Genomic DNA, 21,674 nt, shown 5'->3' on the forward strand with positions numbered 1-21,674 from the left:
GAGCTTAGGGGCGCTTATCCACAGAGCTTATGCACAGACCATTGGTCGGCTTTTTTGTGCTTAACGCATTGATTTTGGGTGCCCTGTGAGCAACCTACATGTGGATAAGTGGGCGTCTGGCCGCTACAATGGCGGCTGTTTTTGCCTCACCGGCTTTCAACTTAGGGGATATCCGTGTCAGTGGAACTTTGGCAGCAGTGCGTGGAGCTTTTGCGCGAAGAGCTGCCTGCCCAGCAATTCAACACCTGGATCCGTCCGCTACAGGTCGAAGCCGAAGGCGACGAGTTGCGTGTCTACGCGCCGAATCGTTTTGTTCTCGATTGGGTTAATGAGAAGTACCTGAGCCGCGTTCTCGAATTGCTCGATGAGCACGGCAATGGCCTGGCGCCCGTACTCTCCCTATTAATAGGCAGCAAACGTAGCTCTGCGCCGCGTGCCGCGCCGAATGCACCGTTGGCAGCGAGCGCCTCGCAGGCTCAGGCCGCAGCCGTGCCTGTTAATAACTCGCCAGCACCCGTTGCCCAGACGCCTTCGAAATCATCGGCGCAGAAAAACGCGCCTATAAATGAAGAGCCGTCCCGTGACAGCTTCGACCCAATGGCCGGCGCCAGCTCGCAGCAAGCACCGGTGCGCGCCGAACAGCGCACCGTGCAGGTAGAAGGTGCGCTCAAGCACACCAGCTACCTGAACCGTACGTTCACCTTTGAAAACTTCGTCGAAGGTAAATCCAACCAGCTGGCCCGCGCGGCCGCCTGGCAGGTAGCCGACAACCCCAAGCATGGTTACAACCCGCTCTTCCTTTATGGTGGCGTCGGCTTGGGTAAGACGCACTTGATGCACGCTGTGGGTAACCATCTATTAAAGAAGAACCCGAATGCCAAGGTCGTGTACCTGCACTCGGAGCGCTTCGTCGCTGACATGGTCAAGGCCTTGCAGCTCAATGCAATCAACGAGTTCAAGCGGTTCTACCGCTCGGTTGATGCGTTGCTGATCGATGACATTCAATTTTTTGCCCGCAAGGAACGTTCTCAGGAAGAGTTTTTTCACACCTTCAACGCCCTGCTCGAGGGTGGCCAGCAGGTCATCTTGACCAGCGACCGTTACCCGAAGGAAATCGAAGGCCTGGAAGAACGTTTGAAGTCACGCTTCGGCTGGGGCCTGACCGTTGCGGTAGAACCGCCGGAGTTGGAAACCCGCGTCGCGATCCTGATGAAAAAGGCCGACCAGGCGAAAGTCGATCTGCCACACGATGCGGCCTTCTTTATTGCTCAACGCATTCGCTCCAACGTGCGTGAGCTCGAAGGCGCGCTCAAGCGAGTCATTGCTCACTCGCACTTCATGGGCCGCGATATCACCATCGAGTTGATCCGTGAATCCCTGAAAGACTTGCTGGCCCTGCAAGACAAGCTGGTGAGTGTGGATAACATCCAGCGCACGGTGGCTGAGTACTACAAAATCAAGATTTCCGACCTGTTGTCCAAGCGCCGTTCGCGCTCGGTGGCACGTCCGCGTCAGGTGGCGATGGCGCTCTCCAAAGAGCTGACCAACCACAGCCTGCCGGAAATCGGTGATGTGTTTGGCGGTCGCGACCACACCACGGTCTTGCACGCGTGCCGCAAGATCAACGAACTTAAGGAATCCGACGCGGATATTCGCGAGGACTACAAGAACCTGCTGCGTACACTGACTACGTGATGACACCAGCGCAGCTTATTAAGGCAAGGGACTAGACCATGCATTTCACCATTCAACGCGAAGCCCTGTTGAAACCCCTGCAACTGGTCGCAGGCGTCGTCGAGCGCCGACAGACCTTGCCGGTGCTCTCAAACGTATTGCTGGTTGTCGAAGGCCAGCAATTGTCCTTGACCGGTACCGACCTTGAAGTCGAGCTGGTTGGCCGCGTGCAGCTGGAAGAGCCTGCTGAGCCGGGCGAGATCACCGTACCTGCGCGCAAGCTGATGGATATCTGCAAAAGCTTGCCAAACGAAGCGCTGATCGACATCAAAGTCGATGAGCAGAAGTTGGTGGTCAAGGCCGGCCGCAGCCGTTTTACGCTGTCCACCTTGCCAGCCAATGACTTCCCGACCGTCGAAGAAGGCCCTGGCTCGCTGACTTGCAGCCTGGAGCAAAGCAAACTGCGTCGTTTGATCGAGCGCACCAGCTTCGCCATGGCCCAGCAAGATGTGCGCTACTACCTCAACGGTATGTTGCTGGAAGTTTCTGAAGGCATCATCCGCGCCGTGGCCACCGACGGTCACCGGTTGGCGATGTGCTCCATGCGTGCCGATATTGGTCAGCCAGATCGCCACCAAGTGATTGTCCCGCGTAAAGGTATCCTGGAGTTGGCGCGCCTGCTCACCGAGCCGGACGGCAACGTCAGCATCGTTCTGGGCCAGCACCACATTCGCGCCACTACCAGTGAATTCACCTTCACGTCCAAGTTGGTCGACGGCAAGTTCCCGGATTACGAGCGCGTGCTGCCTAAAGGTGGCGACAAGCTGGTGATCGGCGATCGTCAGGCCTTGCGCGAAGCGTTCAGCCGTACCGCAATTCTGTCGAACGAGAAGTACCGCGGTATCCGTCTGCAACTGGCCAATGGTCAGTTGAAAATTCAGGCGAATAACCCTGAGCAGGAAGAAGCGGAAGAAGAAGTAGGCGTTGACTACAACGGCGGCTCGCTGGAGATCGGCTTCAACGTCAGCTATTTGTTGGACGTGCTGGGCGTAATGACCACCGAACAGGTTCGCCTGATTCTGTCGGACTCCAACAGCAGCGCCCTGGTGCAAGAATCTGATAACGACGACTCGGCTTACGTAGTTATGCCGATGCGCCTGTAATCATGCTCAGCAGAAGCTAGATGTCCCTCAGTCGCGTCTCGGTCACCGCGGTGCGCAATCTGCACCCGGTGACCTTCTCCCCCTCCCCCCGCATCAATATCCTCCACGGCGCCAACGGCAGTGGCAAAACCAGCGTGCTGGAAGCCATTCATTTGCTGGGGCTCGCCCGTTCTTTTCGCAGTGCACGTCTTTTGCCGGTGATTCAATACGAGCAGTTGGCATGCACTGTATTCGGCCAAGTTGAATTGGCTGAAGGCGGACACAGCAGCCTGGGAATATCTCGTGATCGCGGCGGGGAATTTCAAATTCGCATTGACGGGCAAAATGCTCGCAGCGCTGCCCAGTTGGCGGAAATTCTGCCTCTGCAGTTGATCAACCCCGACAGCTTCCGCCTGTTGGAAGGTGCACCGAAGATCCGCAGGCAATTCCTCGATTGGGGAGTGTTCCACGTGGAACCGCGTTTCATGGCCACTTGGCAGCGCCTGCAGAAGGCCCTGCGGCAGCGGAACTCATGGCTGCGGCATGGTACACTTGACGCCGCTTCGCAAGCAGCCTGGGACCGGGAACTGTGCCTGGCCAGCGACGAAATAGATGAATACCGCCGCGCCTATATCAAAGCCTTGAAACCAGTCTTTGAGCAGACCTTGAGTGAGTTGTTGGATCTCGAGGGGCTGACGCTGAGCTACTACCGTGGTTGGGATAAAGAGCGTGAGCTGAGCGCAGTGCTCGCCACGTCCTTGCAACGGGATCAGCAAATTGGCCATACCCAGGCAGGCCCCCAACGGGCTGATCTGCGTCTTAGATTAGGCGCACATAATGCCGCGGATATCTTGTCCCGCGGTCAGCAGAAGTTGGTGGTGTGCGCGCTGCGTATCGCCCAGGGGCATTTGGTTAGCCAAGCCCGACGCGGTCAGTGTATTTATCTGGTGGATGACTTGCCGTCCGAACTCGACGAGCAACACCGCCGCGCGTTATGCCGCTTGTTGGAAGACTTACGCTGCCAGGTATTCATTACCTGTGTAGACCACGAATTATTGAGGGAAGGCTGGCAGACGGAAACGCCAGTCGCTTTGTTCCACGTGGAACAAGGCCGTATCACCCAGACCCACGACCATCGGGAGTGAAGGCATGAGCGAAGAAAACACGTACGACTCGACCAGCATTAAAGTGCTGAAAGGTTTGGATGCCGTACGCAAACGTCCCGGTATGTACATTGGCGACACCGATGATGGTAGCGGTCTGCACCACATGGTCTTCGAGGTGGTCGACAACTCCATCGACGAAGCGTTGGCCGGTCACTGCGACGACATCAGCATCATCATCCACCCGGATGAGTCCATCACCGTGCGCGACAACGGTCGCGGCATTCCGGTAGATGTGCACAAAGAAGAAGGCGTTTCGGCGGCAGAGGTCATCATGACCGTGCTCCACGCCGGCGGTAAGTTCGACGACAACTCCTATAAAGTCTCCGGCGGTTTGCACGGTGTAGGTGTGTCGGTAGTGAACGCTTTGTCGGAAGAGCTGATTCTGACCGTTCGCCGTAGCGGCAAGATCTGGGAGCAGACTTACGTGCACGGCGTGCCACAAGAGCCGATGAAAATCGTCGGTGACAGCGAATCCACTGGTACGCAGATCCACTTCAAGCCATCGGCTGAAACCTTCAAGAATATCCACTTCAGCTGGGACATCCTGGCCAAGCGTATTCGTGAACTGTCCTTCCTCAACTCCGGTGTGGGCATCGTTCTCAAGGACGAGCGCAGCGGCAAGGAAGAGCTGTTCAAGTACGAAGGCGGCCTGCGTGCGTTTGTTGAATACCTGAACACCAACAAAACTGCGGTCAACCAGGTGTTTCACTTCAACATCCAGCGTGAAGATGGCATCGGCGTAGAAATCGCGCTGCAGTGGAACGACAGCTTCAACGAGAACCTGTTGTGCTTCACCAACAACATTCCTCAGCGTGATGGCGGCACTCACTTGGTGGGTTTCCGTTCGGCGTTGACGCGTAACCTGAACACCTACATCGAAGCCGAAGGCTTGGCCAAGAAGCACAAAGTCGCCACCACCGGTGACGACGCACGTGAAGGCCTGACTGCGATTATCTCGGTGAAAGTGCCAGATCCCAAGTTCAGCTCCCAGACTAAAGACAAGCTGGTGTCTTCCGAAGTGAAGACCGCTGTGGAACAGGAGATGGGCAAATACTTCTCCGACTTCCTGCTGGAGAACCCGAACGAAGCCAAGCTGGTTGTCGGCAAGATGATCGACGCTGCACGTGCGCGTGAAGCGGCGCGTAAAGCCCGTGAGATGACCCGTCGTAAAGGCGCGCTGGATATCGCCGGCCTGCCGGGCAAATTGGCAGACTGCCAGGAGAAGGACCCTGCCCTCTCCGAGCTGTACCTGGTGGAAGGTGACTCTGCTGGCGGTTCCGCCAAGCAGGGTCGTAACCGTCGCACCCAGGCGATCCTGCCGTTGAAGGGTAAGATCCTCAACGTTGAGAAAGCCCGCTTCGACAAGATGATTTCCTCTCAGGAAGTCGGCACGTTGATCACAGCCCTGGGCTGCGGTATTGGCCGCGACGAGTACAACATCGACAAGCTGCGCTACCACAACATCATCATCATGACCGATGCTGACGTCGACGGTTCGCACATCCGTACCCTGCTGCTGACCTTCTTCTTCCGTCAGTTGCCGGAGCTGATTGAGCGTGGCTATATCTACATCGCTCAGCCGCCGTTGTACAAAGTGAAAAAAGGCAAGCAAGAGCAATACATCAAAGACGACGACGCCATGGAAGAGTACATGACGCAGTCGGCCCTGGAAGATGCCAGCCTGCACTTGAACGACGAAGCTCCGGGTATCTCTGGTGAGTCGCTGGAGCGTCTGGTTAACGATTTCCGCATGGTCATGAAGACTCTCAAGCGTCTGTCGCGCCTGTACCCTCAGGAGCTGACCGAGCACTTCATCTACCTGCCGGCCGTCAGCCTGGAGCAGTTGGGCGATCACGCTGCGATGCAGGATTGGCTGGCCCAGTACGAAGTGCGCCTGCGTACCGTCGAGAAGTCTGGCCTGGTGTACAAAGCCAGCCTGCGTGAAGACCGTGAGCGTAACGTGTGGCTGCCGGAGGTCGAACTGATCTCCCACGGACTGTCGAACTACGTCACCTTCAACCGCGACTTTTTCGGCAGTAACGACTACAAAACCGTCGTTACCCTCGGCGCGCAATTGAGCACCCTGCTGGACGACGGTGCTTACATTCAGCGCGGCGAACGCAAGAAGCAAGTCAAGGAATTCAAAGAAGCCCTTGATTGGCTGATGGCAGAAAGCACCAAGCGTCACACCATTCAGCGATACAAAGGTCTGGGCGAAATGAACCCGGATCAGCTGTGGGAAACCACCATGGACCCAGCTCAGCGTCGTATGTTGCGCGTGACCATCGAAGACGCCATTGGCGCAGACCAGATCTTCAACACCCTGATGGGTGATGCGGTCGAACCTCGCCGTGACTTCATCGAAAGCAATGCCTTGGCAGTGTCCAACCTGGACTTCTGATCAGGTCAGCCTGCTAAAACAAAAAGGCCAACGCTCAGCGTTGGCCTTTTTTATTGGGTCTGAAAAAGCAGTTTTTATAATGCTCCACGTGGAACATCGAGCTTATTGGCCCGGGTTTACCGCCGCCACACTCTCCAACCGATAACCGTATCCGTAGATTGTCAGCAGTTGCCAGCCACGGTCGGCGGTCAGCCCCAGCTTATTGCGCAGGCGATAGATATGTGTGTCCAGCGGCCGCGAGGAGACCATCTCCTCATGAGACCAGAACCGCTCATACAGATATTCACGAGACAACGGACGCGCCAGATTGGCGAACAAGCAACTGGCCAAGCGGTATTCACGCTCAGTCAGGTTGATAGGTTTGCCCGCACGAGTGACGGTCAGCTCAGCATCGTCAAAGGTCAGATCGTTGAAGCTCTGCACTTCATGGGCCGTCGATTTTTGCAGACCATGGCGACGCAGCACGGCCGTGATCCGAGCTTTCAGTTCATTGGGCCGGAAGGGTTTGCTGACGTAATCATCCGCCCCACTGTTCAGCGCCGTGACGATGTCGCTCTCGGCGTCCCGACTGGTGAGCATGATCACGGCTGGCGGTGACTCCATGTGCTCGCGGGTCCAGCGCAGCAGCGCGATACCCGTGATGTCGGGCAGTTGCCAGTCGAGTATCAGCAAGTCAAAGGTTTCCCGGCGCAGCTGGCGTAGCAGGTCTTCACCACGCTCGAAGCAATGCACGGACCACGGCTGTTCCGCGGTGCTGGGAATCTGTCGCAGTGTCTGCTCAACCCGGCGCAACTCAGCGGGCTCGTCATCCAGTATTGCGACACGCATGGGTGGGTCCCTTCTACTAAAAAACGGCGCAAATGCCGGCCATCGAATCTGAATAATTGTGGTCAGATTCAGCGGACCATGAATCTATCGATACGCTGATATCAAAGAGCCTTTAATCCGTTGGAAGACCTCGATACCTTGGAGGAAAGATACCCACTCCTGCCCGTAAGGAAAAGGTTCAGCATGAATCGCTCAGGAAAGTCTAACAGTGAGACCGATATGAGCTTCACTGGGTTCAGTACACCGCTCATATCGAACAGGGAGGGGCCGGGGCATATGGCGCGTTCAACTATCCACTCTCGACACCTCTACACGCCTGCGACGGTGGCCCGGTGATGCTGTGGCGCAAATCCGAAAAACGTCAACCCACTCGAGCACAACTGCTGTTCCACGGTTTGATACGCGAGTGGCTATTGATTGGCTTGGTTCTGCTGCCCTTCACTGTTTACCTGTCCCTGAGCCCAGGCCTTGCCCTCAATAACCCGCTGTACGACAGTCTTCGTCGCCTGACCCCATTGCCGGTCGACCCACGGATCCTGCTGGTGACTATTGATGACCAGAGCCTGAAAAAGCTAGGCCAGTGGCCCTGGCCGCGCAGTGTGCATGCTGACTTGATTGACCGGCTCAGTGCTGCTCGACCGGCAGGCATATTGTTTGATGTGATCTTCAGCGAGCCCGGCGAAGCGGCGGATGACCAACGACTGGCCGACGCCGTGTGCAATGCCGGCAATGTGTTGTTGCCCACGGCGAGTTCCGACGCGGCGGATGAGCAACTGTTGCCACTGCTCAAATGCGCCAAAGGCATGGGCCAGATCAATGTCGAAGCCGATAACGATGGTGTGGTACGCAGCCTGTATATGCGCGAGGGCCCGCCCGGCAACACGCTTGCGCAGCTGGCATGGCTTGCCTATGGGTTGAGTGGGCAAACCTCACCCATGCCGGGGCTCGCCAAGGAACCTGACGGTCAGCATTGGCATCGTGAACACGCGGTTCGTGTTCCTTACACCGCGCAGGGCCACTTTCCCAGCGTGTCCTACGTCAGCGTATTACAGGGTGAGGTACCGCCCGACGTGTTGCGTGGCCGGTTGATATTGGTCGGTGCCACGGCCTATGGAATGGGTGATCGCTTTGTCACGCCCCTCTCCTCCACGGTGGGCTCCACGGCCGGAGTGGAGATCCAGGCCAACATCCTCAATGGATTGCTGCTGGGGCGCAGCATCGTCGATCTTCCAGGCTGGCTTGCCGCATTGATGGCCGCATCGCTGGTGGCGTTGCTGCTGGGGCTGCTGTTGTATCGGCCGCGCTATGCACTGTGGATGACCCTGGCTTGCATGGTCACCGCACTGCTCGGCTCATGGGCCTTGCTTCGCCTGGGGCATTGGTGGTCACCCGCAGCGTGTCTGATCGGGCTGCTGCTCAGCTACCTGATCTGGAATTGGCGCCGCCTGAGCGTGATCCTTGCTTACTTCGGCTGGGAACTGGCACGCCTGGATAACGAACCCAAAGTGCTGCCCGAGCGCCGCCGTGCGCCCGCCAGCAAAGGTGACGTGTTGCAGGGGCGCATCTTTGCGCTTGAGCAGGCGGTAAGCCGCACGCGCGACACGCGGCGCTTTATGGCGGACGGGTTGGAGTGCCTGCCGGTGGCGACTCTGATTACCGATCCCCACGGCAGCATCCTGCTGGCCAACCGCGTCGCCCGTGAGGTGTTCGGCAACGATCTGGTGGCCACAAATCTCTTGGAACAACTCGCCGACCTCGGCTACCCGCCGCTGCACAACGGCGTTCGCCCTGCCCTGTCGGCGCTGCAGCTTATCGAGTTCCGTGATATCCACCAGCGCAGCCTGCGCATGGAGCTGGCACCCTTGCTGCCGGCCGAAGGTGATGTCGCCCTTGGCTGGCTGCTGAGCCTTACCGACTTGAGCAAGGAGCGTGAAGCCCAACAACACCGCGAGACGATGTTGCGCTTCCTGTCCCATGACCTGCGTGCGCCGCACTCGGCGATCCTGGCATTGCTGGATGTACACAACGGCGATTCACCGATATTTGCCCAGATCGAACAACAGGTGAAACGCGCATTGAGCCTCACCGAATCCTTCGTGCAGTTGGCCAAAGCCGAAGCCGACGGCTACCACTTCCAGCCGACGCTATTTGCCATGCTGGTCATGGATGCCTTTGACCAGGTGGCAGTGATCGCGCAGCTCAAGGGCATTCACTTGGTACACGACCTGGATGAGGCGGATGAGGGCATGGTGTCAGCCGATCAATCATTGCTGACCCGGGCGCTGTTCAACGTGCTGGAAAACGCCATCAAGTACTCCCCGTCAGGCACCACCGTCACGCTGAGCCACGGCAGCGCGCAAGGTTGGTTGGAATGTCGCATCAGCGATCAGGGGCCGGGCATCGCGCCTGGGGATTTGCCGGAGCTGTTCAGCCAGTACCGACGCTTCGATTCAGCCCAGGGCAGTGAGGGTTTGGGTTTGGGGCTGACCATGGTCAAAGCCGTGATTGAGCGCCATGGCGGCCGTATTCTGTGCGAGAGCGAGTTAGGCAAGGGCTCGACCTTCAGCCTGAAACTGCCCCTGCTCGATACGTGAAAACCCTGGTTTTCTGCTGTGCATAAAAAACCGGTCAAAAAGACCGGTTTTTTAATGCGCAAAAAACTTATGCACGTTTTTCGCGATTTTATTAGCTTGAGAAATATGTAAGTAAATCAGCTTGTTACGAACCAAAAACGGCGATTCGCCAACAAACCGTACACAGGTTATCCACAGAAGCTCAAATCGCCGGCGTCTCTACCACCACAGGCTCGGGAGGCAATGAACCCATGGCCCGTTGCTGCGCTTCATTCCACGCTGCAGCGCGGTCATTCAATGCTGCAATGGCACGTGGCCCTTCGCCTTCTGCGTACATAGGCTCGCCAATCACTACCGTGATGGTGCCTGCGCGTTTGGCCCAACCTGTCTTCGGCCAGAACTTGCCGGCGTTATGCGCAATCGGCAATACCGGCAGGTTGGCATTCACCGCCAAAGCGGTGCCGCCCCGCGAGAATTTGCCTACGGTACCGTAAGGCACACGCGTACCTTCCGGAAAGATCAGTACCCAAACGCCATCCTTGAGCAATTCATCGCCTTTTTTGGCGACGTGCTTGAGCGCCGCCTTGGGGTTGTCACGATCAATGGCGATCGGGCGCAACATGGCCATGGCCCAGCCGAAGAACGGCACATACAGCAGCTCGCGCTTGAGCACCTGGCTCAACGGCGAAAAGTACGCGGAGAGGAAGAACGTTTCCCAGGTGCTCTGGTGGTTCGACAGAATCACGCAGGGCTGCTCCGGGACGTTTTCAGCGCCCTTTACTTCGAAACGGATGTTCAGGAACACCTTGGTCAGCCACAACGCGCAGCGGCACCAATAAACGTTGATAAAGCGATAGCGCGCCTTGAACGGCAGGAACGGCGCAATAAAAAAGCTCAGGGTGCACCAGAGAAACGAACTGGTGCCCAGCAGCAGGTAAAAGAAAAAGGTTCTGATGGCCTGCAAGATCGACATGGCGGCATTTACCGTTGCGGGACACGGCCCGCCTGTTAAAAGCGCACTCCCGAACAGTCCTTGGTCAGGAAGTCGAGGGCGGCTAGTTGTTGATAAGTTCTGCGGCAACCGCCGCCAGATCGTCAAAAATCAAAGTGCCTACCGGCAGGTCTTTCGCCTGGGTCTTTTCGCCTTTCCCGGTCTTAACCAAAACTGGCTGAGAGTCGACGGCTTTGGCCGCCTCCAGGTCACCGAGGCTGTCCCCGACGAACCATAGCCCAGCCAAGGGCACCTTGTAATGTTCTGCAATGGTTTTCAACATGCCAGGCTTGGGTTTGCGGCAATCGCAGCCCTCATCCGGCCCGTGGGGGCAGTACACCACCAGCCCCACCTCACCGCCCTGCTCAGCCACCAACGTGCGCAAGCGCGCGTGCATGGCGTCCAGGGTGACGATGTCGTAATAACCACGGGCGATGCCGGACTGGTTGGTGGCGATGGCCACCGTCCAGCCGGCTTTGCTCAACTGCGCGATGGCCTCGATCGAGCCGGGCAGTGGAATCCATTCCGCCACCGACTTGATGTAAGCGTCGGAGTCGTAATTGATCACTCCGTCTCGATCGAGAATCAGCAGTTTCAACATGATCAGCCCAGTACGGAAATGTCAGCGATGTTGATGAACAAACCCCGCAGACGCGCCAGCATGGCGTAGCGGTTTTTCCGCACGCCGGGATCGTCGGCATTGATCATCACGGCTTCGAAGAACGCATCCACCGGCTCACGCAAGGTGGCCAGGCGCGCCAGAGCTTCGGCGTAGTTACGTTCAGCGAGCAGCGGCTTCACTGCGTTTTCGGCCTTGGCGATGGCCGAGTTCAGCGAGAACTCCTTGGCATCGGCAAACAGGGACGGGTCGACTTCGGTATTGCCGAGGTTGTCGGCCTTGCTCAGCAGGTTCGACACGCGCTTGTTCACGGCAGCCAGTGCATCGGCTTCCGGCAGCTTGCGGAAAGCCTGTACGGCCTGCACACGCTGATCGAAGTCCAGCGCCGAGCCCGGTTGCAGGGCACGGACCGACAGGTACACCGAAACATCCACGCCTTCGTCTTCGTAACGCGCACGCAGGCGGTCGAATACGAACTCCAGCACTTGCTCGGCCAAACCGGCTTGCTTGACCTTGCCACCGAATTGGCCGACCGCAAACACCACGGCCTGGGTCAGGTCGAGGTCGAGCTTTTTGTCGATCAGGATACGCAGCACGCCCAAGGCAGCACGGCGCAGGGCGTACGGGTCTTTGCTGCCGGTAGGCAACATGCCGATACCGAAGATACCCACCAGGGTATCCAGCTTGTCGGCGATGGCCACGGCCGCACCGGTCAAGGTGGTTGGCAGCTCAGCACCGGCACCGCGCGGCATGTACTGCTCGTTCAGCGCCAGGGCTACATCGTCCGGCTCGCCGTCGTTGAGGGCGTAGTAGTAACCGGCAACGCCTTGCATCTCCGGGAACTCGCCGACCATTTCGGTGGCCAGGTCGCACTTGGACAGCAAGCCCGCGCGGGCAGCCCAGGCGGCATCGCCACCAATGCGCGGCGCAATGTAGGCCGCCAGCTTGGAAACGCGCACGGCCTTGTCATAGACGCTGCCGAGTTTTTCCTGGAACACCACGTTTTGCAGGCGCAGGTTGAAGTCTTCGAGCTTCTGCTTCTTGTCTTGCTTGAAGAAGAACTCGGCGTCGGTCAGGCGCGGGCGGACGACTTTCTCGTTACCGGCGATGATCTGCTGCGGGTCCTTGCTTTCGATGTTGGCCACAGTGATGAAGCGCGGCAGCAACTTGCCGTCCACGTCCAGCAGGCAGAAGTACTTCTGGTTGTCCTGCATGGTGGTGATCAGCGCTTCTTGCGGCACGTCGAGGAAACGCTCTTCGAACGAGCACACCAGCGGCACTGGCCATTCAACCAGCGCGGTCACTTCGTCGAGCAGGCTTGGCGGCACGATGGCGGTGCCTTCCTGCAGGCGGGCCAGCTCTTCGGTGCGCTTGCTGATCAGCTCGCGACGCTCATTGGCATCGGCCAGCACGTAAGCGGCGCGCAGGTCGGCAGCATAGTTGGCGGGCGAAGTGATGCGCACGGCTTCTGGGTGGTGGAAGCGGTGACCACGGGAATCACGGCCCGCCTTTTGAGCGAGGATGGTGCAGTCGATGACCTGGTCACCGAGCAGCATCACCAGCCATTGGGTTGGGCGTACGAATTCTTCTTTGCGAGCACCCCAGCGCATGCGCTTGGGGATCGGCAGGTCGTTGAGGGAATCTTCAACGATGGTCGGCAACAGGCTCGCCGTCGGCTTGCCGGTGATGACCTGGCTGAAACGCAGTTTCGGGCCGCTCTGGTCGATCTCGCTCAGCTCGACGCCGCACTTCTTGGCAAAACCCAGGGCTGCTTGAGTCGGGTTACCTTCCGCATCGAAAGCGGCTTGGCGCGGCGGGCCGTCGAGGTTGATGCTGCGGTCCGGCTGCTGGGTTTCCAGCGCGGTCAGCAACACAGCCAGGCGACGTGGCGCGGCGTAGACTTTTTTCGCAGCGAACTTCAGGCCGGCTGTGTGCAGGCCTTTTTCAATACCGGCCAGGAACGCGTCGGCCAGGGTGTTGAGTGCCTTGGGCGGCAGCTCTTCGGTGCCCAGTTCAACCAAAAAATCTTGAGCACTCATTGTGCAGCCTCCAGCTTAGCCAACACTTCATCACGCAGATCCGGGGTTGCCATCGGGAAGCCCAGCTTGGCGCGAGCCAGCAAGTAGGCTTGGGCGACGGAACGCGCCAGGGTGCGTACACGCAGGATGTATTGCTGGCGCGCAGTGACCGAGATGGCACGGCGGGCATCCAGCAGGTTGAAGGTATGGGAGGCCTTCAACACCATTTCATAGCTTGGCAACGGCAGCGGCTGGTCGAGTTCGATCAGGCGCTTGGCTTCGCTTTCATAGAAGTCGAACAGCTCGAACAGCTTGTCGACGTTGGCGTGTTCGAAGTTGTAAGTGGACTGCTCCACTTCGTTCTGATGGAACACATCGCCATAGGTGACTTTGCCGAACGGGCCGTCAGCCCACACCAGGTCGTAGACCGAGTCCACGCCTTGCAGGTACATGGCCAGGCGCTCGAGGCCGTAAGTGATCTCGCCGGTCACCGGGTAGCACTCGATGCCGCCCGCTTGCTGGAAGTAAGTGAACTGCGTCACTTCCATGCCGTTGAGCCAGACTTCCCAGCCCAGGCCCCAGGCGCCCAGGGTCGGCGATTCCCAGTTGTCTTCGACGAAACGGATGTCGTGCACCAGTGGGTCCAGGCCGACATGTTTCAGCGAGCCCAGGTACAGCTCCTGGAAGTTGTCCGGGTTGGGCTTGAGTACCACCTGGAACTGGTAGTAGTGCTGCAGGCGGTTCGGGTTTTCGCCGTAGCGGCCGTCAGTCGGGCGACGACTGGGCTGCACATAAGCGGCGTTCCAGGTTTCCGGGCCAATGGCCCGCAGGAATGTAGCGGTGTGGAAAGTGCCGGCGCCTACTTCCATATCGTAGGGCTGAAGTACCACACAACCTTGCTCGGCCCAGTATTGCTGGAGGGCGAGGATCAAGTCTTGGAAGGTACGCACGGCTGGCGTAGGCTGGCTCACGAAATTCACCTGTTACTTGGGCTGCGATTTAAAGAGCGGGAGTATACCCGATTCGGCCGCGCCACCATCCCCTGGAGCCTTATGCCACGCTGCTTTTGGTGTTCTGAAGATCCGCTGTACATGGCTTATCACGATCAGGAGTGGGGAACGCCGCTGCGCGATGCGCAGGGTCTGTTCGAGTTGCTTTTGCTCGAAGGGTTCCAGGCGGGCCTGTCCTGGATCACCGTTTTACGCAAACGCGAGCATTATCGAAAGGTCCTGTTCGGCTTTGATGCACAGCGTCTGGCGCGCCTCAGCGAGGCCGAGATCGAGGCGCTGATGCTCGACCCTGGCATCGTGCGCAATCGCCTCAAGCTCAACGCCACCCGCCGCAATGCCGCGGCCTGGCTGGCGCTGGAAGACCCGGTGGGTTTGCTCTGGTCGTTCGTCGGCGGCGTGCCCAAGGTCAATCACTTCAAGGATCGCAGTGAGGTCCCGGCGATTACGCCCGAGGCTGAAGCCATGAGCCGCGCCCTGAAAAAAGCCGGTTTCACCTTCGTCGGGCCAACCATTTGCTACGCCTTCATGCAGGCCAGCGGAATGGTCATGGACCACACTCAAGACTGCGACCGTTACGCGGACTTGGCCAACGCCGGTTAGAATGCCCGCTTTGCGCACCACACACGATCAGGAGTGACCTGTGGAAAAGTTTAAAGGCGCCTTGCTGGTAGGCGCTCTTCGGTTGTTTGCCTTGTTGCCATGGCGCGCTGTTCAGGCCGTCGGCACGGCAATTGGCTGGATCATGTGGAAAACCCCCAACCGCTCCCGCGAAACAGTGCGGATCAACCTCTCCAAATGCTTCCCGGACATGGACCCCGCCGCCCGCGAGCGCCTGGTCGGCCAGAGCTTGATGGACATCGGCAAGTCCCTGACGGAAAGCGCCTGCGCCTGGATCTGGCCGGCCCAGCGCTCCATCGACCTGGTGCGTGAAGTCGAAGGCCTGGAAGTGCTGCACCAAGCCCTGGCTTCGGGCAAAGGCGTGGTGGGCATCACCAGCCACCTGGGCAACTGGGAAGTGCTCAATCACTTTTATTGCAACCAGTGCAAACCGATCATTTTCTACCGCCCGCCCAAGCTCAAGGCGGTGGATGAACTGCTGCAAAAACAGCGCGTGCAATTGGGCAACCGCGTGGCGGCGTCCACCAAGGAAGGCATTCTCAGCGTGATCAAGGAAGTGCGCAAAGGCGGCCAGGTGGGCATTCCCGCCGACCCGGAGCCGGCTGAGTCGGCCGGGATCTTTGTGCCGTTCTTCGCCACCCAGGCGCTGACCAGCAAGTTTGTACCCAACATGCTTGCGGGCCATAAAGCGGTGGGCGTGTTCCTGCATGCGCTGCGGCTGCCGGACGGTTCGGGTTACAAAGTCATTCTGGAAGCGGCGCCGGAAGACATGTACAGCACCGACACCGCCACGTCCTGCGCGGCGATGAGCAAGGTGGTGGAGCGCTATGTCGGCGCCTACCCGAGCCAGTACATGTGGAGCATGAAGCGCTTCAAGAAGCGCCCGCCGGGTGAGGCGCGTTGGTATTGATTCACCCAGGTCTAAGCCCAATGAAGACCTAATGTGGGAGCTGGCTTGCCTGCGATGGCATCACCTCGGTGTAACACAGAGACCGAGTTGTCTGCATCGCAGGCAAGCCAGCTCCCACAGGGATCGCATCAGGCCTGGCGGTCGAGCTTTTTCAGGAACACCGTCATCTCTTTTTCGGCCTGCTTGTCGCCATGGGCCTGGGCCGCTTCAATGCCCTTCTCCCACGCCAGCCGCGCCGCCGCACTATCACCCAACCCCGCCTGCGCCTTGCCCAACAACTTCCACGCCGCCGAATACTTCGGATCGAATTCCACGCACTTGTGCAAATGCTCCGCCGCCTTGGCGTTGTCCTTCAAATCCAGATAACCCTTGCCCAAGCCGAAGCGCAGCAGCGAATTATCCACACCCTTGGCGAGCATTTTTTCCAGGGGTTCGAGCATGGTGGCGTGTCCTTTTAGCTAGGTAAGGTTTTCAACCGCGTCATCGCGGGCAAGCCCGCTTGCGCGTTAAAAACGCGATCACCTGTGGGGCGGGCTTGCCCGCGGTGACGACGGCAGGCTCACCTGAATGGTTTGATCAGAAAAAGCTCAACCCCACGTGGAACAACTTCTCCACGTCGCGGATATGTTTTTTATCCACCAGAAACAGAATCACATGGTCGCCCGTGACGATCACCGTATCGTCGTGGGCGATGAGCACCTCTTCGTCACGAATGATCGCGCCAATGGTGGTGCCCGGCGGCAAGCCGATATCGCGGATGGCCTTGCCGATCACCTTGCTCGACTTCGAATCGCCATGGGCAATCGCCTCGATGGCCTCCGCCGCGCCCCGGCGCAGGGAGTGCACGCTGACGATATCGCCACGGCGCACGTGAGCAAGCAAGGTGCCGATGGTGGCCAGCTGCGGGCTGATGGCGATGTCGATATCGCCGCCCTGGATCAGGTCGACATAGGCTGGGTTGTTGATGATGGTCATGACCTTCTTCGCCCCCAGCCGCTTGGCCAACAGCGAGGACATGATGTTGGCCTCGTCATCGTTGGTCAGTGCCAGGAAAATATCGGCGTCGGCGATGTTCTCTTCCATCAGCAGGTCGCGGTCCGAGGCGCTGCCTTGCAGTACGACGGTGCTGTCGAGGGTGTCGGACAAATGCCGGCAGCGCGCCGGGTTCATCTCGATGATCTTCACCTGGTAGCGGCTTTCGATGGCCTCGGCCAAGCGCTCGCCGATCTGCCCACCGCCGGCGATGACGATGCGTTTGTAGGTCTCGTCCAGCCGGCGCATTTCGCTCATGACCGCGCGAATATTCGCTTTGGCGGCGATGAAAAATACTTCGTCGTCGGCCTCGATCACGGTATCGCCCTGGGGCAGGATCGGCCGGTCGCGCCGGAAAATCGCCGCCACGCGGGTTTCCACATTCGGCATGTGCTCGCGCAGCTGGCGCAGTTGCTGGCCCACCAGCGGACCGCCGTAATAGGCTTTAACGGCGACCAATTGCGCTTTGCCCTCGGCAAAGTCGATCACCTGCAAGGCGCCCGGAATTTCGATCAGACGCTTGATGTAGTGAGTCACCACTTGTTCAGGGCTGATCAGCACGTCCACTGGAATCGCGTCGTTGTCGAAAAGCCCTGCACGGGTCAGGTAAGCCGCCTCACGGACACGGGCGATTTTGGTCGGGGTGTGAAACAGGGTATGGGCGACCTGGCAGGCGACCATGTTGGTCTCGTCACTGTTGGTGACGGCGACCAGCATGTCAGCATCGTCGGCACCGGCTTGGCGCAGCACCGTCGGGAATGACGCGCGGCCTTGTACGGTGCGGATGTCGAGGCGGTCGCCGAGGTTGCGCAGGCGCTCGGCATCGGTGTCGACCACCGTGATGTCGTTGGCTTCGCTGGCCAAATGCTCGGCCAGCGTGCCGCCGACCTGCCCTGCCCCAAGGATGATGATTTTCATCCGGTCACTCCCTTAAACCCATTAGCCGCGCGCGGCGGCAATCTTGATCAGTTTGGCGTAGTAGAAGCCATCGTGTCCGCCTTCTTGCGCGAGTAACTGGCGGCCGTGGGGCTGCTTGATGCCGGCCGCGGTGGCGAGGTCCAGTTCGCGCGCGCCGCTGGTGCGGGCGAGGAAGGCTTGAATCACCTCAGTGTTCTCGGTGGGCAAGGTCGAGCACGTGGCGTAGAGCAGGATGCCGCCGACTTCCAGGGTCGGCCACAGGGCGTCGAGCAGTTCGCCTTGCAGCACGGCCAGGGCGGCAATGTCGTCGGGTTGGCGGGTCAGCTTGATGTCCGGGTGACGGCGAATCACGCCAGTGGCGGAGCATGGCGCGTCCAGCAGGATGCGCTGGAAGGGTTTGCCGTCCCACCAAGTGGCGGTGTCGCGGCCGTCAGCGGCGATCAGCTCGGCGCTCAGGCCCAGGCGGGCGAGGTTTTCACGCACGCGCACCAGGCGCTTGGCTTCCAGGTCGACGGCGACGACAGCGGCGAGGTCTTTTTCGACTTCCAGAATGTGACAGGTCTTACCGCCCGGCGCGCAACAGGCGTCGAGCACGCGTTGGCCGGGCGCCAGGTCGAGCAGGTCGGCCGCCAATTGCGCGGCTTCGTCCTGCACGCTGATCCAGCCTTCGGCAAAACCTGGCAGGCTGCGCACGTCGGTGGCCGCTTCCAGCACGATGCCGTCGACGCTGTATACGCACGGCGTGGCGTTGATGCCGGCGTCGGTGAGCAATTGCAGGTAGGTGTCGCGGCTGTGATGGCGACGGTTGACCCGCAGAATCATTGGCGGGTGCGCATTGTTGGCCGCGCAGATGGCTTCCCATTGCTCAGGCCAGAAGGCTTTCAGGGACTTTTGCAGCCAACGCGGGTGTGCGGTGCGCACCACCGGGTCGTGTTCCAGCTCGGACAGCAACGCCTCGCTCTCACGCTGAGCGCGGCGCAGCACGGCGTTGAGCAGCGCTTTGGCCCAAGGTTTTTTCAGCTTGTCGGCGCACCCAACGGTTTCACCGATGGCGGCGTGGGCCGGCACGCGGGTGTAGAGCAGTTGATAGAGGCCGACCAGCAGCAGCGCTTCCACATCCGCATCCGCGGCTTTGAACGGCTTTTGCAGCAGCTTGGCTGCCAGCGCCGACAAGCGTGGCTGCCAGCGCGCGGTGCCAAAGGCCAGGTCCTGAGTGAAACCGCGATCACGGTCTTCAACCTTATCCAGCTGCGTAGGCAGCGAACTGTTCAGTGAAGCCTTGCCATTCAGGACGGCGGCGAGGGCCTTGGCGGCGGCCAGACGCGGGTTCATTGAGCGACCGTCCCGAGAACCGTGCCCAGGGCAAATTTCTCACGACGGCTGTTGAACAAATCGCTGAAATTAAGCGCTTTACCGCCGGGCAATTGCAGACGGGTCAGGCACAGCGCCTGTTCGCCGCAGGCGACCAACAGGCCTTCTTTGCTGGCGCCGATGATTTCACCGGGGGCGCCCTTGCCTTCAGCCAAGGTGGCGGCCAGCACTTTCAAGGCTTCGCCACTGAGTGTGCTGTGGCCGATCGGCCATGGGTTGAAGGCACGCACCAGGCGTTCCAGCTCTACGGCCGGGCGGCTCCAGTCGATGCGCGCTTCGTCTTTATTGAGTTTGTGGGCGTAGGTGGCCAGGCTGTCGTCCTGCACCTCGCCTTCGAGGGTGCCGGCAGCCAGGCCGGCGATGGCCTGGACCACAGCAGGCGGGCCCAGCTCGGCGAGGCGGTCATGCAGGCTGCCGCCGGTGTCTTGGGCGGTGATCGGGGTGGTGACTTTCAGCAGCATAGGGCCGGTGTCGAGGCCCGCCTCCATGCGCATCACGGTCACACCGCTTTCACGGTCGCCGGCTTCCACGGCGCGCTGGATCGGCGCCGCACCGCGCCAGCGTGGCAACAGCGAAGCGTGGCTGTTGATGCAGCCCAGGCGCGGGATATCCAGCACCGCCTGAGGCAGGATCAAGCCGTAGGCCACGACCACCAGCAGGTCTGGCTTCAACGCCGCCAGTTCCGCCTGGGCCTCGGCGTTGCGCAGGGTTGGCGGTTGCAGCACAGGGAGGTTGTGTTCCAGCGCCAGCTGCTTGACCGGGCTTGGCATCAGTTTTTGCCCGCGACCGGCCGGGCGGTCCGGCTGGGTGTACACCGCGACAATGTCATAAGGGCTGGCAAGCAGCGCCTTGAGGTGTTCGGCAGCGAATTCGGGAGTGCCGGCAAAAACAATGCGCAGTGGCTCGGTCATGGGAGGTCTCGGTTAAAAACAGTCACAAAAGAAAAAGGCTTGCCGCAGCAAGCCTTTGGAAGAAGGGCATCAAGCTTGCTGGCGATGCTTTTTTTCCAGCTTCTTCTTGATCCGGTCGCGTTTAAGCGTGGACAGGTAATCAACAAACAGCTTGCCGTTGAGGTGGTCGCACTCGTGCTGGATGCACACGGCCAGCAGGCCATCGGCGATCAGCTCGTAGGGCTTGCCGTCACGGTCCAGTGCCTTGATCTTCACGCGCAGCGGGCGTTCGACGTTCTCGTAGAACTCCGGCACCGAGAGGCATCCTTCCTGGTATTCGCCCATCTCTTCGGTCAGCGGTTCGAACTCGGGGTTGATAAACACCCGCGGTTCGCTGCGATCTTCCGACAGGTCCATGACCACGACGCGCTGATGCACGTTGACCTGGGTGGCGGCGAGGCCGATGCCCGGGGCTTCATACATTGTTTCAAACATGTCATCGACCAACTGACGAACCTTGTCGTCCACTACGGCCACCGGTTTGGCGATCGTGCGCAGGCGCGAGTCGGGAAATTCGAGGATGTTCAAAATAGCCATAAGCGTAATTGCTGCACATGTGAGGTAGAGGCAAATCGGCGGTGGGATGGACCCAGGCAGCCGGTGTGAAAGGTTCGAAAGCCGCGAAGGCTATGGCATTTCACGCGAACGCACATAATAAAGGAGATTGACCCCATGAGGAAATCGCTACTCGTCTTGCTGCTGTGGACGCCGCTCACGATGGCCTTGATCCCACCGCCCGGCCAGCGCCTGGAACCAGCAACGCAGCAGGCTATCCAGTCCTTTTTACTGCACAACCGCATACTCGATACGGCTCACGACCTGGACAACGCGCCTTACATTGTCGCGGCCGATGCCGGCCGGGTGCTGGGTGCCAATGGTGACCGTGTGTATGCAAGGGGCGCCCTGGACCCCACACAGCCCAATTACGGGATTTTTCGCCGCGCCAAGGCCTACACCGACCCCGACACTCAGGAATTGCTGGGCATCAACGCCGACGACATCGGCACCGCGCGCTTCGTAATGGCCGGCGATCTCACCACGCTGGCGGTGCAGCGAGTCACCCAGGAAGTACGTCCCGGCGATCGGCTGCTGCGCGCCGAACCTCCGGTTGAGTCGGCCCCCGTGAAGCGTGCGCCCTGTGTTAAGGGGCACATCATCGATATTCCCAAAGGCGTCACCCAGATTGGCGTACTGGACGCCGTCACCCTGAACAAAGGCCGACGCGACGGGCTGGTTGAGGGCCAATTGCTCACCGTGATCAAAGCCGGTGCGACGGTCCGCGACACCCTCACTGGCACGGCAACCCAACTCCCCGATGAGCGCGCCGGCACGCTGCTGGTGTTTCGCACCTATGAAAAGCTGAGCTATGGCCTGGTTCTCAGCGCCTCACGCTCGCTGGCAGTCATGGACCGATTCGAGACTGCCCAACAAACACAATAAATAGCCTGCTAAA

General features: G+C 59.6%; 18 protein-coding genes. 8 read left to right on the plus strand and 10 right to left on the minus strand.

Annotation, left to right across the window (positions count from 1 at the left end; genetic code table 11):
- Positions 1-174 precede the first annotated feature (174 nt).
- The 4 genes from dnaA to gyrB are packed head-to-tail and all read left to right on the plus strand — an operon-like array spanning position 175 to position 6,383.
- The gene (gene dnaA / locus NTD89_RS06960) at positions 175-1,695 is read left to right on the plus strand and encodes a chromosomal replication initiator protein DnaA (RefSeq protein WP_262206826.1); all 1,521 of its coding nucleotides are present in this window, start codon (positions 175-177) and stop codon (positions 1,693-1,695) included.
- A 38-nt stretch (positions 1,696-1,733) separates the two neighbouring features.
- Positions 1,734-2,837 (plus strand): DNA polymerase III subunit beta, encoded by a 1,104-nt coding sequence (gene dnaN / locus NTD89_RS06965; RefSeq protein WP_083355987.1) that lies wholly within the window; start codon positions 1,734-1,736, stop codon positions 2,835-2,837.
- Between the two features lie 20 nt (positions 2,838-2,857).
- Positions 2,858-3,961, plus strand: coding sequence for a DNA replication/repair protein RecF (gene recF, locus NTD89_RS06970; RefSeq protein ID WP_010565854.1), 1,104 nt, complete (start codon positions 2,858-2,860; stop codon positions 3,959-3,961).
- 4 nt (positions 3,962-3,965) lie between these two features.
- Entirely contained in the window at positions 3,966-6,383 is a 2,418-nt protein-coding gene (gene gyrB, locus NTD89_RS06975) for a DNA topoisomerase (ATP-hydrolyzing) subunit B (protein ID WP_145158421.1), read from the plus strand.
- Between the two features lie 102 nt (positions 6,384-6,485).
- On the opposite strand, the gene NTD89_RS06980 is transcribed toward gyrB, so the two are convergent.
- Positions 6,486-7,211, minus strand: coding sequence for a response regulator transcription factor (locus NTD89_RS06980; RefSeq protein WP_242200576.1), 726 nt, complete (start codon positions 7,209-7,211; stop codon positions 6,486-6,488).
- A 332-nt stretch (positions 7,212-7,543) separates the two neighbouring features.
- Here NTD89_RS06980 and NTD89_RS06985 point away from each other — a divergent pair, with 332 nt between their 5' ends.
- Positions 7,544-9,805, plus strand: a complete 2,262-nt coding sequence (locus tag NTD89_RS06985; RefSeq protein WP_262206828.1) for a CHASE2 domain-containing protein — start codon at positions 7,544-7,546, stop codon at positions 9,803-9,805.
- Positions 9,806-9,986: 181 nt separating this feature from the next.
- Here the strand turns inward: NTD89_RS06985 and NTD89_RS06990 are convergent, their stop codons facing one another.
- The 4 genes from NTD89_RS06990 to glyQ all read right to left on the minus strand — a co-directional run bounded on the left by NTD89_RS06990 (position 9,987) and on the right by glyQ (position 14,383).
- A complete protein-coding gene (locus tag NTD89_RS06990) occupies positions 9,987-10,757 on the minus strand; it encodes a lysophospholipid acyltransferase family protein (protein ID WP_106575978.1) in 771 nt (256 codons plus the stop codon).
- 82 nt (positions 10,758-10,839) lie between these two features.
- Positions 10,840-11,379, minus strand: a complete 540-nt coding sequence (gmhB, locus tag NTD89_RS06995; RefSeq protein WP_262206857.1) for a D-glycero-beta-D-manno-heptose 1,7-bisphosphate 7-phosphatase — start codon at positions 11,377-11,379, stop codon at positions 10,840-10,842.
- Positions 11,379-13,433, minus strand: a complete 2,055-nt coding sequence (glyS, locus tag NTD89_RS07000; protein ID WP_262206829.1) for a glycine--tRNA ligase subunit beta — start codon at positions 13,431-13,433, stop codon at positions 11,379-11,381. The genes gmhB and glyS overlap by 1 nt, the downstream gene beginning before the upstream one ends.
- Positions 13,430-14,383: a glycine--tRNA ligase subunit alpha gene (glyQ, locus tag NTD89_RS07005; RefSeq protein ID WP_003187265.1), complete on the minus strand. Its 954-nt coding sequence runs from the start codon at positions 14,381-14,383 to the stop codon at positions 13,430-13,432. The genes glyS and glyQ overlap by 4 nt, the downstream gene beginning before the upstream one ends.
- 81 nt (positions 14,384-14,464) lie before the next feature.
- On the opposite strand from glyQ, the gene NTD89_RS07010 reads away from it, so the two are divergent.
- A complete protein-coding gene (locus NTD89_RS07010) occupies positions 14,465-15,022 on the plus strand; it encodes a DNA-3-methyladenine glycosylase I (protein WP_262206830.1) in 558 nt (185 codons plus the stop codon).
- A 40-nt stretch (positions 15,023-15,062) separates the two neighbouring features.
- On the plus strand, positions 15,063-15,950 hold the full coding sequence (locus tag NTD89_RS07015; protein WP_242200567.1) for a lysophospholipid acyltransferase: 888 nt from the start codon (positions 15,063-15,065) through the stop codon (positions 15,948-15,950).
- Positions 15,951-16,078: 128 nt separating this feature from the next.
- On the opposite strand, the gene NTD89_RS07020 is transcribed toward NTD89_RS07015, so the two are convergent.
- The 5 genes from NTD89_RS07020 to def all read right to left on the minus strand — a co-directional run bounded on the left by NTD89_RS07020 (position 16,079) and on the right by def (position 20,758).
- A complete protein-coding gene (locus NTD89_RS07020) occupies positions 16,079-16,390 on the minus strand; it encodes a hypothetical protein (protein ID WP_262206831.1) in 312 nt (103 codons plus the stop codon).
- 136 nt (positions 16,391-16,526) lie between these two features.
- Positions 16,527-17,900: a Trk system potassium transporter TrkA gene (gene trkA, locus NTD89_RS07025; protein WP_106575983.1), complete on the minus strand. Its 1,374-nt coding sequence runs from the start codon at positions 17,898-17,900 to the stop codon at positions 16,527-16,529.
- Between the two features lie 21 nt (positions 17,901-17,921).
- On the minus strand, positions 17,922-19,232 hold the full coding sequence (gene rsmB / locus NTD89_RS07030) for a 16S rRNA (cytosine(967)-C(5))-methyltransferase RsmB (RefSeq protein WP_262206832.1): 1,311 nt from the start codon (positions 19,230-19,232) through the stop codon (positions 17,922-17,924).
- Entirely contained in the window at positions 19,229-20,182 is a 954-nt protein-coding gene (gene fmt, locus NTD89_RS07035; RefSeq protein WP_262206833.1) for a methionyl-tRNA formyltransferase, read from the minus strand. The genes rsmB and fmt overlap by 4 nt, the downstream gene beginning before the upstream one ends.
- A 69-nt stretch (positions 20,183-20,251) precedes the next feature.
- Positions 20,252-20,758 (minus strand): peptide deformylase, encoded by a 507-nt coding sequence (def, locus tag NTD89_RS07040; protein WP_016970668.1) that lies wholly within the window; start codon positions 20,756-20,758, stop codon positions 20,252-20,254.
- A gap of 135 nt (positions 20,759-20,893) precedes the next feature.
- Between def and NTD89_RS07045 the strand changes: the two genes are divergently transcribed.
- Positions 20,894-21,661, plus strand: a complete 768-nt coding sequence (locus NTD89_RS07045) for a peptidoglycan-binding protein (RefSeq protein ID WP_262206834.1) — start codon at positions 20,894-20,896, stop codon at positions 21,659-21,661.
- The last annotated feature ends 13 nt before the right edge of the window (positions 21,662-21,674 follow it).

This window comes from Pseudomonas sp. 14P_5.3_Bac1 (genome assembly GCF_025466135.1).
Classification (GTDB): domain Bacteria; phylum Pseudomonadota; class Gammaproteobacteria; order Pseudomonadales; family Pseudomonadaceae; genus Aquipseudomonas.